General features: G+C 62.7%; 13 protein-coding genes. 10 read left to right on the top strand and 3 right to left on the bottom strand.

Annotation, left to right across the window (positions count from 1 at the left end; all coding sequences use genetic code 11):
- Nucleotides 1–2 precede the first annotated feature (2 nt).
- From murD to ACQKI2_RS08960, 6 genes are all read left to right on the top strand, one after another.
- A complete protein-coding gene (gene murD / locus ACQKI2_RS08935; RefSeq protein WP_427379348.1) occupies nt 3–1,418 on the top strand; it encodes a UDP-N-acetylmuramoyl-L-alanine--D-glutamate ligase in 1,416 nt (471 codons plus the stop codon).
- Entirely contained in the window at nt 1,415–2,566 is a 1,152-nt protein-coding gene (locus ACQKI2_RS08940) for an FtsW/RodA/SpoVE family cell cycle protein (protein ID WP_427379349.1), read from the top strand. The genes murD and ACQKI2_RS08940 overlap by 4 nt, the downstream gene beginning before the upstream one ends.
- On the top strand, nt 2,559–3,659 hold the full coding sequence (murG, locus tag ACQKI2_RS08945) for an undecaprenyldiphospho-muramoylpentapeptide beta-N-acetylglucosaminyltransferase (protein ID WP_427379350.1): 1,101 nt from the start codon (nt 2,559–2,561) through the stop codon (nt 3,657–3,659). Before ACQKI2_RS08940 ends, murG begins: the two co-directional genes overlap by 8 nt.
- Complete coding sequence (locus ACQKI2_RS08950; RefSeq protein ID WP_427379351.1) at nt 3,656–4,015, top strand: hypothetical protein; 360 nt, start codon at nt 3,656–3,658, stop codon at nt 4,013–4,015. The genes murG and ACQKI2_RS08950 overlap by 4 nt, the downstream gene beginning before the upstream one ends.
- A 16-nt stretch (nt 4,016–4,031) precedes the next feature.
- Entirely contained in the window at nt 4,032–5,456 is a 1,425-nt protein-coding gene (gene murC, locus ACQKI2_RS08955; protein ID WP_427379352.1) for a UDP-N-acetylmuramate--L-alanine ligase, read from the top strand.
- Between the two features lie 93 nt (nt 5,457–5,549).
- On the top strand, nt 5,550–7,037 hold the full coding sequence (locus tag ACQKI2_RS08960) for an MFS transporter (RefSeq protein ID WP_427379353.1): 1,488 nt from the start codon (nt 5,550–5,552) through the stop codon (nt 7,035–7,037).
- Nucleotides 7,038–7,041: 4 nt separating this feature from the next.
- Here ACQKI2_RS08960 and ACQKI2_RS08965 read toward each other — a convergent pair whose 3' ends face one another.
- The 3 genes from ACQKI2_RS08965 to ACQKI2_RS08975 all read right to left on the bottom strand — a co-directional run bounded on the left by ACQKI2_RS08965 (nt 7,042) and on the right by ACQKI2_RS08975 (nt 8,773).
- A complete protein-coding gene (locus ACQKI2_RS08965; protein WP_427379354.1) occupies nt 7,042–7,662 on the bottom strand; it encodes a TadE/TadG family type IV pilus assembly protein in 621 nt (206 codons plus the stop codon).
- On the bottom strand, nt 7,662–8,228 hold the full coding sequence (locus ACQKI2_RS08970) for a TadE/TadG family type IV pilus assembly protein (protein ID WP_427379355.1): 567 nt from the start codon (nt 8,226–8,228) through the stop codon (nt 7,662–7,664). The genes ACQKI2_RS08965 and ACQKI2_RS08970 overlap by 1 nt, the downstream gene beginning before the upstream one ends.
- A gap of 101 nt (nt 8,229–8,329) precedes the next feature.
- Nucleotides 8,330–8,773, bottom strand: a complete 444-nt coding sequence (locus ACQKI2_RS08975) for a pilus assembly protein N-terminal domain-containing protein (RefSeq protein ID WP_427379356.1) — start codon at nt 8,771–8,773, stop codon at nt 8,330–8,332.
- A gap of 306 nt (nt 8,774–9,079) precedes the next feature.
- Here ACQKI2_RS08975 and ACQKI2_RS08980 point away from each other — a divergent pair, with 306 nt between their 5' ends.
- The 4 genes from ACQKI2_RS08980 to ACQKI2_RS08995 all read left to right on the top strand — a co-directional run bounded on the left by ACQKI2_RS08980 (nt 9,080) and on the right by ACQKI2_RS08995 (nt 11,647).
- Nucleotides 9,080–9,256, top strand: a complete 177-nt coding sequence (locus ACQKI2_RS08980) for a Flp family type IVb pilin (protein ID WP_427379357.1) — start codon at nt 9,080–9,082, stop codon at nt 9,254–9,256.
- A 146-nt stretch (nt 9,257–9,402) separates the two neighbouring features.
- Nucleotides 9,403–9,918, top strand: coding sequence for an A24 family peptidase (locus ACQKI2_RS08985; protein WP_427379358.1), 516 nt, complete (start codon nt 9,403–9,405; stop codon nt 9,916–9,918).
- A 98-nt stretch (nt 9,919–10,016) separates the two neighbouring features.
- Nucleotides 10,017–10,862, top strand: coding sequence for a Flp pilus assembly protein CpaB (cpaB, locus tag ACQKI2_RS08990; protein WP_427379359.1), 846 nt, complete (start codon nt 10,017–10,019; stop codon nt 10,860–10,862).
- Nucleotides 10,863–10,870: 8 nt separating this feature from the next.
- A complete protein-coding gene (locus ACQKI2_RS08995; protein ID WP_427379360.1) occupies nt 10,871–11,647 on the top strand; it encodes a pilus assembly protein N-terminal domain-containing protein in 777 nt (258 codons plus the stop codon).
- Nucleotides 11,648–11,703: the final 56 nt, after the last annotated feature.

Below are 11,703 nucleotides of genomic sequence, written 5' to 3' on the forward strand. Positions count from 1 at the left end.
CCATGATCCCCATTACCGAATACGCTGGAAAAGACGTTGCGGTGTACGGCCTCGGCCGCACCGGTCTCAGCGCGGCCAAAGCCCTCAAGGCTGGCGGCGCGCGCGTCCATGCGTGGGACGATAATGAGGAAAGCCGCGCCAAGGCCGAAGCGGCCGGCATCGCCCTCTCCGACATCAACAAGCGCGACTGGCAGACCTTTGCTGCGCTCGTCCTGTCGCCGGGCATTCCGTACAAATTCCCCCAGCCTCACCGCCTGGTGCGGATGGCGGAGATGACCGGCGTTCCGGTGATCGGGGATATGGAACTTTTCGCCCGCGCCGTGCAGGCGCTGCCCGAGAGGGCGCGGCCGAAGATCGTCGCGATCACCGGCACCAATGGCAAATCCACGACCACGGCACTGATCGGGCATATCCTGAAACAGGCCGGGCGCGACGCGCGCGTTGGCGGCAATATCGGCACCGGCGTGCTGGATCTGGCCCCGCTGCATTCCAATGCCATCTATGTGCTGGAGATGTCGTCCTACCAGCTCGACCTGGTGAAAAGCCTGCGCTGCGATGTGGCCGTCTTCATGAACCTCTCGCCTGACCATCTCGACCGGCATGGCGGCATGGATGGCTATCAGGCGGCGAAGATGCGCATCTTCCAGAACCAGACAGAGAAGGATGTCGCCGTCATCGGGTTTGACGATGTCTACTCCCAGTCGATCGCCATCGGCCTGTCGGCCAAGGGGCCGCAGAAGGTGGTGCAGATCTCCTCTACCTACACGCTGGGCAAAGGCATCAGCGCGGTGGATGGCCGCCTTTATGACAATCAGTCCGGCAAGGCGGAGTTCGTCGGCAAGCTGGATGAATGTCCGGCCCTGATCGGGCGCCACAATTACCAGAACGCTGCGGCGGCCTATGCGGCGTGCCGGGCGCTGGGCCTTGATCCGGGTACGATCATGGCGGGGCTGCGCTCCTTCCCCGGCCTTGCCCACAGGATGGAAGCGGTCGGCGAGATTGATGGCATCCGCTTCATCAACGACTCCAAGGCAACCAACGCCCAGGCCGCCGAGCAGGCGCTGCGCGCCTTCAAGAACATCTACTGGATCGCCGGCGGGGTTCCAAAGGCGGAGGGCATTGCCCCGCTCGCCCCGCTCTTTCCCAACATCACCAAGGCCTATCTGATTGGCCAGGCTGAAGATGCCTTCGCCGCTACGCTGCACGGCAAGGTGCCCAGCCAGGTGTGCGGCGCGCTCGACCGGGCGGTGGAGGCGGCCTACCGCGACGCCAAGGCCGCTGGTGAACCGGGCGCGGTTATCCTCCTGTCACCCGCCTGCGCGAGCTTTGATCAGTTCAAGGATTACGAGCAGCGGGGCGACGTGTTCCGCAGCCTTGTGCAGGGCATGATGCCGGCAAGCCTGAAGGTGACCGCGTGAGCTACACGGCCAACGCACCGCTTCTGCCGCGTTCGGATACATCCTGGTTCACCGAATGGCGCCGCACGCTGGACTGGGGCCTGGTTGCCGGCGCTGTCCTGCTGATGGGGATTGGTCTCCTGATGTCGCTCGCCGCCGGGCCGTCTGCCTCTGCGCGGATCGGCTATGGGGACGCCTATTATTTCGTCTACCGGCAGGCGGGACTGGCGGCCCTCAGCTTTACGATCATGATGAGTTTCAGCGCGCTTGACCGGAAATGGGCGCGGCGCGCGGCAACCGCGATTTTCTTCGTCAGTATCGTGATGATGATTGCCGTGCTCGGCATCGGGCATGAGGCCAAGGGCGCCCAGCGCTGGTTGCGCTTTGCCGGCTTCTCCATCCAGCCGAGCGAGACGGTGAAGCCGGCGCTGATCCTGCTCTGCGGCTGGCTGCTGGCGCAGCGCGAGCTTTATCCCAAGGGCCCCTGGGCGCTGGTGGCCTTCATCTTCTATGCGGTGACGCTTGGCTTGTTGCTGCTGCAACCGGATGTCAGCCAGTCGGTGCTGCTGACGGCCGCCTTCCTGACGACCTTCTTTGTCAGCGGCCTGCCCAAGCGCTGGGTGGGGATATTTGGCCTGGGCGGCGGCGTGCTGGCCGTGGCGCTCTATAATCTGCTGCCCTATGTGAAGGCGCGGGTGGATGTGTTCGTGAACCCGGCTTCGGTGGATCGCTACCAGCTCGACAAGGCGGCCGAGGCCATCAGCCGGGGCGGCCTGTTCGGTGTCGGGCCGGGGGAAGGGCTGGTGAAGGCCCGCCTGCCGGACGCGCATACCGATTTCATCTTCGCGGTGATGGCCGAGGAGTTCGGCCTGGTGGCGATTGTCGTGCTGATGGCGATCTTTGCGATGATGGCGATCCGCGGTTTCCGCGCCGCCGCCCGGATCGAGGACGGCTATGCCCGCACGGCGGCGGCTGGCCTCTTCACCCTGTTCAGCCTGCAGGCGGCGGTCAATATCGGTGTGAACCTGGCCGTTCTGCCGCCAACCGGCGTGACACTGCCTTTTGTCTCCTATGGCGGCTCTTCCATGGTGGGTATGGGATTGACGCTTGGCCTTGCGCTTGCTCTCGTCCGCGGCGAAGGCACAAGGAGCCGTGGCCAGTATGGCTGACACACCCGATTCAAAACTCGTTATCATCGCAGCCGGGGGCACCGGCGGCCACATGTTCCCCGCCCGCGCCTTTGCCGATGAAATGCGCGCACGCGGCTGGAACACGGCGCTGATCTCCGATTCGCGGGGCTTGAAATACGCTGCCGACTTTCCGGCAGACTGGAAGGAAGAGATCGAAGCGGCCAGCCCCAACTTCCGCAAGCCCTGGACGGTGCCCGGCGCGGCGCTGAAGATCAATGCCGGCATTGCCCGCGCCCGCCGCCTGATGAAGCAGCACCGCCCGGCGCTGGTCGCCGGCTTTGGCGGCTATCCGGCCTTCCCGGCGCTGGCGGCGGCGCGGCGCCTGGGTGTGCCGATCATCATCCACGAACAGAACGCTGTGCTTGGCCGTGTGAACCGCCAGTTTGCCAAACATGCCAAGCTGGTGGCGAGCGGGTTTGAGCGGCTTGACCGCCTGCCCCCAGGCTCGGCGCACATGCCGATCGGCAATCCCGTGCGCGCGCCAATCCTGGAGGCGGGGAAGGTTCCCTATCCGCCTACGGACGAGACGCTGAACATCTTCGTCACTGGTGGCAGCCAGGGATCGCGCATCATCGGCGAAGTCGTGCCGCTGGCGATCGCCAACCATATTCCCGCGCCGCTGCGTGTGCGCCTCAAAGTGGTTCAGCAGGTGCGCGAGGAACAATATGAGATTGTCTCCAATATCTATCGCAATGCCGGTGTTGCCTGCGAGCTGTCTGCCTTCTTCCGCGACATGCCGGAGCGTCTCGCCGCGTCCCATCTGGTGATCGCGCGCTCGGGCGCCGGCACGGTCAGCGAACTTGCTGCTGTCGGGCGCCCGTCGATCCTCATTCCGCTCGCCATCGCCATGGATGACCATCAGGCGGCGAACGCTGAAGCGCTGACCGGGGTGGGCGCCGCCGACATGATCCTGGAAGCCAATGTGACCCCCAGGCTGCTCGGCGAGCTGATCTCGGCGCGCCTCTCTGATGGCGCAGACCTTGCGGCGCGCGCTGCCGCTGCAAAGACTGCCGCCCGCCCGGATGCGGCCCAGAAACTGGCGGAAATGGCGGAGAGGATTGCGGAACTATGATCCGCCGCTCTGCCTATATTGCGCTCGCTTTCGGCCTGTTCCTCACGATCTTCGAACTCGTGCGCAATTGGGGCCATTGGCTGCCCTGGCCGTTCTGGCTGGTCAGCTTCATTACGGCCGGGGCGCTGATCTGGGGCGCCATCCGCACGCTGTATCAGGGCTCCTCCCGCATGCTGTCGGCCGCCTGGGGCGTCACGGTCGGCGTTTTCTGGATGTCATATTTCACGCATGTGCAGGTTCTGGTCGAAGGCGTCAGCGTGCCTAAGGGCGAAGGTCCGATGACGCTGGTGATGGGCCTGATGCTGATCGTTGCGATTGCGGGGCTTTTGTTGTCACTGACGCGGCGGACGATTTAGAAGCACGAGGTTTGCCATGACCCCCCCAACCCCGTTTCCGGTAGGCCCGGCGCATATCGTCGGCATCGGCGGCATCGGCATGTCGGGCATTGCCGATGTGATGCTGACCATGGGCTATGAGGTTCAGGGCTCGGACGTGGCCGACAGTGCCAATGTTGAGCGTCTGCGGGCGCGCGGGGTGAAAGTGTTCATCGGCCACAAGGCAGAGAATGTGACCGGCGCCGGCACGGTGATCATCTCCACGGCCATCCGCCGGGATAATCCGGAAGTGCAGGCCGCGCGCGCTGCCGGCATCCCGGTTGTGCGCCGCGCCAACATGCTGGCCGAGATCACCCGCCTCAAATACACCGTCTGCATTGCCGGCACGCATGGTAAGACGACCACTACCTCGCTGGTCGCCTGCCTGCTGGACGGGGCGGGCATTGACCCGACGGTGATCAATGGCGGCATCATCCATGCCTATGGCTCCAACTACAAGGCGGGCGAAAGCGACTGGATGGTGGTGGAAAGCGATGAGAGCGACGGCACCTTCGCCAAGCTTCACCCCACCTGCGCCATCGTTACCAATATCGACCCCGAGCATATGGACCATTACCGCACCATGGAAAATCTGCGCGAGGCGTTCGACACCTTTGTCGAAAACCTGCCCTTCTATGGCTTTGCTGTTCTCTGTACGGATCACCCCGAAGTGCAGGCGCTGGCCGCCCGCGTCACCGACCGGCGGCGCATCACCTATGGGTTCAACCTGCAGGCTGATGTGCGCGCGGTGAACCTGCGCACCGATCTTTCCGGCGCGCATTTCGATGTCGAGATCCGCCGCGGGGCCGGCGAGCCGCCCCGCCGGATCGAAGGGCTGACCCTGCCGATGGCGGGTGAGCATAACGTCCAGAACGCGCTGGCGGCCATCACCGTGGCGCTCGAACTCGGCGCGAGTGATGACCAGATCCGGGGCTCGCTGGCAAAGTTTGGCGGCGTGAAGCGGCGCTTTACGCAGGTGGGCGATTGGGTGCCCGCTGCGGGCCAGGAGCCGGTGAAGATCATCGATGATTACGGCCACCACCCGGTCGAGATTGCTGCCGTGCTGAAGGCCGGGCGCGCCATGCAGGGCGACGGCACGCTGATCGCGGTCTGCCAGCCCCACCGGTACTCGCGGCTCAGCGACCTCTTCGAGGAATTTTCCCGCTGCTTCGATCAGGCCGACCATGTTCTGGTCGCGCCTGTCTATGAGGCAGGCGAGACGCCCATCCCCGGCATCACGCATGAAGCCCTTGTCCGCTCCATCCAGCGCCATGGACATCGCAGTGCGCAGGCATTGTCTTCGCTCGCCGATCTGCCCGAAGCGGTTAAGGCGCTGGCCGGGCCCGGCGCGATGGTTGTCTGCCTGGGAGCAGGGGATATCACCCGCTATGCCGGGGAGCTTGCCGGCAAGCTTCAGGGCTGACGCTGGGTCACAGACAAAACCGCCTTCCGCTTTGTGCAATTGCCACTAGTCTCGCCGCACAACGCGCGGAGCACACGCGCCGGGAGGATGCGAATGGCGCAAGCGATTGTGGATGCCGGTGGCGGCAACCTGGCTCATACTCACAAGGGAGAAGGAGGCGCGCTCGGCAAGACCGGCTTCTCCTGGGCCTGGTTCGAGGCGGCGCGCAATCCCTACTACATCCTGATCGTCATTTACGTGTTCGCGCCGTATTTCGCGCGGGACATTGTCGGCGCCGATATCCTCGCCAGTGGCAAGCTGGATGGGCTCTCGCCCGAGGAGGCCCACCGCGTTGCCGGCGCCGAAGGCCAGGCGACGGTTGCCAATCTTTCCAAGACGGCAGGCTATATCGCCGCCCTGACCGCGCCCTTCCTCGGCGCTGCGTTCGACCGGGGCCTGCGCCGCAAGCCGCTGATCTTGCTCTGCCTGTCGCTGATCTCGCTGGTGGGAATTTCCCTCTGGTGGGCCATTCCCGGCCCGGCTGGCCTCTCGACCGGCGCGATCATGTCGCTGCTGATCATCGCCTATGTCTCCTACAGTTACAGCGAGGTGGCGCACAATTCGATGTTGCCGGATGCGGCGCGGCTGGATGCCTTGCCGGCCGTGTCGGGGCTGGGCCTTGCGCTTGGCAATGGCATGGCGACGCTGATGTTTGTCGCCATTGTGTTCATGTTTGCGCTGCCGGAGGTGCTTGGCTGGCCATTTGCCGCCCCGTTGTTTGGAATTGATCCGGCCCAGTATGAACAGTTCCGCATTGCCGGGCCGATCTGCGGGGTCTGGATGCTGGCCTCGATGATCCCCTTTTTCCTCTATGCGAAGGATACGGGCGTACGCGGCACCTCGCCGGTGCGGGCGATCCGGGAAGGCGCCCAGGGCGTGGTTCGCACCATTCGCCAGGCCGCGCATCACCGCGAGGCGTTCAAATTCCTCATTGCCCGGACCATCTACGCCGACGGCATGTTCGCGCTGCTGACCATCGGCGCGGTGTATGTCAGCCTGTTCCTCGGCTGGGGCCTGATCGAGCTGACGATCTATGCCATCTGGGCCTCGGCCTGGGGCGTGGCGGGCGGCATCTTCGGCGGCTGGCTGGACCAGCGCCTCGGCCCCAAGAATGCGCTGATCGTCGAGATCGCCGCAATTGTGCTGATCCTGTTCCTCGGCCTTTCGGTGACGCGAGACTCCGCCTTCTTCGGCCTGGTGCCAAACGTAAAGGTATGGGACGCGCCGTTCTTCTCCGGCTCATCGGACCTGATCTATCTGGTTCAGGGCGCGCTGATTGCCATCTTCGCCACGGCGAACATTTCCTCCAGCCGCTCAATGCTGATCCATGTCGCGCCGGCGCATATGCGGGGCGAGTTCTTCGGCCTGTTTGCGATTGCCGGAACGGTGACGGTCTGGCTCGGGCCGCTGCTGATCGAGCAGTTCACCCGGATGTCAGGCGATCAGCGGATCGGCATGTCGGCCATCGCGCTGCTGTTCTTCCTCGGGCTCGCGGTACTGCTGACGGTCAAGTCTGATCCGCCCGCGCGGCGCGCGATATAATCTCTCAGCTCGCCGGGCCGAAGGCAGGGGCCCCCCCGCCGCTGCTGCGGATGCGTTCGATATTCGAAACCCGCCGGGGGCGCAGATAGAAGGTGTCGGTCATCGTCATCGAGGAGTCGATGATCAGGCTGAAGCCGCTTGTATAGTCATACTCGATCTCGGTCAGGATCACCGATCCGGGCTGGGGCACAATGCCCTCCGGCACCGGGACGATGGAATTGACCACGCGCGGCTCCATCTTGTAGCCATCTGACCAGGCAACGCGCTTCTGGCCATTGCCGCTATCGACGATGGATGTAATCCGCATACGGGTTTCCGAGGCCTGATAGGGCTGCATCATCACCGTGGCGGCGTTGTAGAGTTCCCGCATGTCCTCATCGGTCACCGAGGCAAGGCGAGAGGTGAGATCGCCCAGGCTGGAGGCCGTTGCCGTGACGCGGCGATCGGCACGCATCATGAAACTCAGCTCGATACAGCCGAAAAAGATCAGCACCATGAGGGGCGCAATAAAGGCAAATTCTACGGCCGAAACCCCGTCCTCATTCCGAAGAAGGCTTTTCAGGCTCAGCCGCCGGGGCGCATTCGCGCGCTCAATCCGGGCTTTGAAATAGCGATTGAGCAGCATTAGGATTCGCTCCCGAAAGGCTCGTTGCGGAACACCACATTGGACTGGATCAGGTGTTTGTGGCCCGCCATGTTGGCGAGGGGGGCGCTGAGGAGCGGCGTCATCAGATCCCACTCATAGAATACGCGCACGGCCACGATGTCGTTGGGACCACCCGGAATGAAGCCGAATTCCTCGCCATTGATGGCGCCCGCTTCATTAAGGGGCGAGCCTGAGGGCACGTGGCTGAAGCCATCAATGGTCTGAACATCGAAATAGAGGCGGTTCTGGCAGTCCATCATACCCATCAGTTCACTGCAGAGCAGTTCCCGGAATTCTTCCGCCGTCATACCTGCCTGCTGCACGGCGCCGGTGCGCAGCGGCCGGGCAGCATCGGCAATGCCATGGTCAAGGATCGCCGCCATGATGAAGATCATGCAGACTTCCAGCAGGCCGAAGATCAGGAAAAAGAAGGGGGCAGCGATCAGCGCAAATTCCACCGCCGCAATTCCCCGATTGTCATCGGCGTAATCGCGGAAGCGCGCCTGAAGGCGCGCCGCAAGGCTGTATCGGATGCTGGGCATCATCAGGCATTCCCCCCGCTGGGATCAGCCTGATGATCTATCATGTTCCGGTTTGTGGCCCGTTGATCAGGTCGATGCAATTTCACGCATCGCTTGGCTGGCGATCAGTTGCCTTCCGTCAGGGCCTGGGCTTGCAGCTGTTGCTGGATGAGCCCTGTGAAATAGTCCGGATCATCGCCCAGATTGAGGGCCGAACGGCAGACCGGGGCGCAATCATAAGTCTGGCTCTGACCGGCGCGGTTGATCGTCACCAGGTTAGAGGAGTTGGCGGTGACAACCACTTCGGCGCTGTAAACCTCTTCACCGGCCTTGTTGAACACCATCAGATTGGTGGTGCCATAGCTCTTGCCGGTCACGAAGATCAGCCGCTCGTCATGCACGGCGACATCGGCAATGTTCTTGTTGCCGACCACAATGCTGGAGGCCGGGCCGGAAAGGCGCAGGGGCACGGTTTTGGAAGCCTCGATGGACAGGTGCTGTGCCTGGGCGGCGCCGGCGAGAACCAGGCTGGCGAGAGCAGCAAGGGCAGGCTTCACGAGGATCTTCATTATACGGAAACTCCGGCGCATGTTTTCCGGAAACTCGCTTATTTTGGTTTCCCATTTCCTAATGCCCCTTCAGGGCGGCGCAGGCATTTCGCCGGGAAGGGGCATTTTCAAGGTGTATATATAAGGAATCGCGCGCGCGTAGGGCCCGGATCTGCTGCAGCGTAATCAGTAAACAACCCCCTGATTTCGCTTCATGAATTTTCTGACTCCGGAAACGAGATCTCAAAGTTGCTCGTGTAGAACCATCCCTGTTCCGGGAATAAAAGTTTCTAGCCGGAACTGTCAAACGCATGATGGGAGTTTCCAATGTTTGCACGTTTTCTGAAAGACGAGTCCGGCGCAACCGCTATTGAGTACGGCCTGATCGCCGCTCTGATCGCTGTCGCCATCATCGGTGGTGTGTCGGCTCTCGGCACGAACGCCAACGCTACGTTCACGACTGTTGCTGGCAAAATGGGCAGCGCCGGTGGCGCCGAAGAATAATCGGACGCTGACTAGTTGATCCAAGAAAGAGCCGCCGGTCATCCGGCGGCTCTTTTCTTTCCAGCCACAATCCCGCGCGCTTCAAGGCTTCTTTCAGGCTTTTGCGCCATGATTGGCTGCTGATCTCGATGTTTGGGAGACGTTTTATGCTGCTCATGGTCTTCGCCGCCCTTTTCCTCAGCCTGTGCGTGCTGGCGGCGCTTTATGATGTAAACCAGCTGAAGATCCCCAACTGGCTGAACCTTACCCTCGCGGGCCTGTTCCTTCCGGCCGCGGCCGTGTCCGGCCTGCCGCTGGAGATCATCGGGGGCCATGTGATGGCCGGGGGCCTGGCCTTCGTGATTGCCTTTGGCCTCTTCGCCTTCCGCATCTTCGGGGGAGGGGACGCCAAGATGATCCCCGCCGTGGTGCTGTGGATGGGCCCGGAAGCGGCGCTTCTGTTTGCCTTCAAGATGGCGATTGCGGGCGGCCTCTTCGCCACCCTGATCCTGGCGGTGCGCCGCACGGCGCCGGCCGAAACCATTCCGGGCTTCATGCGCGCGCCCTTCCATCCCAAGGCGCCTGTACCTTATGGGGTTGCGATTGCGGCCGGCGCCCTGCTGGCGGGCGCGGCCTCGCCCCTCCTGGCCGGCCTCTACGCTGCAGCCGGAATTTCCGGTTAACGATCCTTTAGGCGGCGCGTGCAATTTTCCCCACAGTATGAACTGGCTGGCCGTATGCGTTTACCTTTGCATACGGAATTGGGAGGGAGAGGCGCCGCATGTCGCCGATACGCATTATTATCCTGTTGCTGGCCCTTGTCGCGGCCGGCGGGGCAGCCCTGCTTGTAAGCCGCATGAGCCAGCCGCAGGTCGTCACTGAAACGGTGACCCGCGACAACACCATCGTCCAGACAGAACAGGTCTCCGAAATCAAGGTTCTGACCGCCAAGCGGGATTTCGCCATCGGTGAACAGATCAAGGCCGAAGATCTCCAATGGTCGGTGTGGCCTGAAAAGGGCGTTGTCGAAGGTCAGTATACCGAAGCGGCGGCCCCGAATGCGATCGAGGAGATCACCGGCGCGGTCGTGAAAATGCCGGTCTATAAGCAGGAACCGCTGATGCCGCAGCGCATCGTCAAGCGCGGCGAGGCGGGCCTTCTGCCGGTGCTGATGGGCGCAGACATGCGCGCTGTCTCGGTCGGTATTTCGCCTGAGTCGGCGTCCGGGGGCTTCATTCTGCCCAATGACCGGGTGGACCTGATCCTTACCTATAGCCAGACGCCGAGCGTCAATAACGGCCTGACAGAAGAGCGCACGGTCTCCAAGATCATCCTTCAGAATGTGCGGGTGCTGGCGATTGACCAGGCCTATGCGCCCGGCGCGCCCGAAGAATCCACGCGCATCGGCCGCACCGCAACGCTTGAGGTAACTCCCGCCGAAGCCGAACTGGTGGCCTTGTCACAAAGCAAGGGCCAGCTTTCCCTCGCCCTGCGTCCGCTCACTGAGGAAGCGGTCAGCGCCGCGCGCACGCCGCGCCTTGAGCTGAATGGCGGCGATGATGCCGGCAGCGCGGTGATGATTATTCGCAACAGCCGGCCAACCCTTACGGCCATGGGGAGCAACTGAGTATACGCATGATGAAGGCGCTGACCTGCGCGACCCTCCTTACACTCGCAGCTGGCCCGTTGGCGCTGGCCCAGACCGTGCCGAACGGGATGGGAACCAGCATCACGAAGCCGGGAGACCAGGCCGTTTCCCGCAAGGTGACGCTCGGGGTCGATAAGTCGATGATCGTCGATCTGGAGGCGCCGGCCGCCGATGTGGTGATTTCTAATCCCGAGATCGCAGACGCCGTTGTCCAGACCGCTCAGCGGATCATTTTCCGCGGTATCCGGTTCGGCCAGACCAATGCGCTGATCTTTGACCGGGCAGGGCGCACGCTGCTGGACCTCAACATTTCCGTTGAAACCGATCTTGCCTCTCTTGAAGACACCATTTCCCGGCATGTTCCCGATGCGCGGGTGAAGATTGAAAGCATCAATGGCAGCATCATCCTGACCGGGATGGTGGACAACCTCTCACAGTCCGATCAGGTCAGCCGTCTGGTCAAGGCCTTCTTTCCGGAGGCATCTGCCGGCGGCAGCCTTCAGATCGTCAATATGCTGAACGTCAACGCGACGGATCAGGTTCTGCTGGAAGTGCGCATTGTGGAAATGCAGCGCAGCGTGATCAAGCAGCTGGGGATCAATCTTTCCGGTTCCACCAGCTTTGGCGAACTTGCCAGCCAGTCGCTTCAGCAGGTGTTTCAGAACGGCCTGCCGCTGTTCTTTGATCCCGATACGGGGCAGTACAATACCACAGGGCAGGGCACAGTGAACCACGCCGGGTTTGCCGGAGGCCATTTTCTTTGAGAGAGTGGCCCTATGACAGACAAGAAGCAGAGATCTCATTACTCGCCAGAGGTGCG

Origin of the sequence: Hyphomonas sp. NPDC076881 (genome assembly GCF_050269995.1) — a bacterium.
Classification (GTDB): Bacteria; Pseudomonadota; Alphaproteobacteria; order Caulobacterales; family Hyphomonadaceae; genus Hyphomonas.

What these genes read in the sequence shown, in the direction of transcription:
- murD (WP_427379348.1), top strand. Translation starts at nt 3, where the DNA reads ATGATCCCCATTACCGAATACGCTGGAAAAGACGTTGCGGTGTACGGC.
- murG (WP_427379350.1), top strand. Translation starts at nt 2,559, where the DNA reads ATGGCTGACACACCCGATTCAAAACTCGTTATCATCGCAGCCGGGGGC.
- ACQKI2_RS08950 (WP_427379351.1), top strand. Translation starts at nt 3,656, where the DNA reads ATGATCCGCCGCTCTGCCTATATTGCGCTCGCTTTCGGCCTGTTCCTC.
- murC (WP_427379352.1), top strand. Translation starts at nt 4,032, where the DNA reads ATGACCCCCCCAACCCCGTTTCCGGTAGGCCCGGCGCATATCGTCGGC.
- ACQKI2_RS08960 (WP_427379353.1), top strand. Translation starts at nt 5,550, where the DNA reads ATGGCGCAAGCGATTGTGGATGCCGGTGGCGGCAACCTGGCTCATACT.
- ACQKI2_RS08965 (WP_427379354.1), bottom strand. Translation starts at nt 7,662, where the DNA reads ATGCTGCTCAATCGCTATTTCAAAGCCCGGATTGAGCGCGCGAATGCG.
- ACQKI2_RS08970 (WP_427379355.1), bottom strand. Translation starts at nt 8,228, where the DNA reads ATGATGCCCAGCATCCGATACAGCCTTGCGGCGCGCCTTCAGGCGCGC.
- ACQKI2_RS08975 (WP_427379356.1), bottom strand. Translation starts at nt 8,773, where the DNA reads ATGAAGATCCTCGTGAAGCCTGCCCTTGCTGCTCTCGCCAGCCTGGTT.
- ACQKI2_RS08980 (WP_427379357.1), top strand. Translation starts at nt 9,080, where the DNA reads ATGTTTGCACGTTTTCTGAAAGACGAGTCCGGCGCAACCGCTATTGAG.
- ACQKI2_RS08985 (WP_427379358.1), top strand. Translation starts at nt 9,403, where the DNA reads ATGCTGCTCATGGTCTTCGCCGCCCTTTTCCTCAGCCTGTGCGTGCTG.
- cpaB (WP_427379359.1), top strand. Translation starts at nt 10,017, where the DNA reads ATGTCGCCGATACGCATTATTATCCTGTTGCTGGCCCTTGTCGCGGCC.
- ACQKI2_RS08995 (WP_427379360.1), top strand. Translation starts at nt 10,871, where the DNA reads ATGATGAAGGCGCTGACCTGCGCGACCCTCCTTACACTCGCAGCTGGC.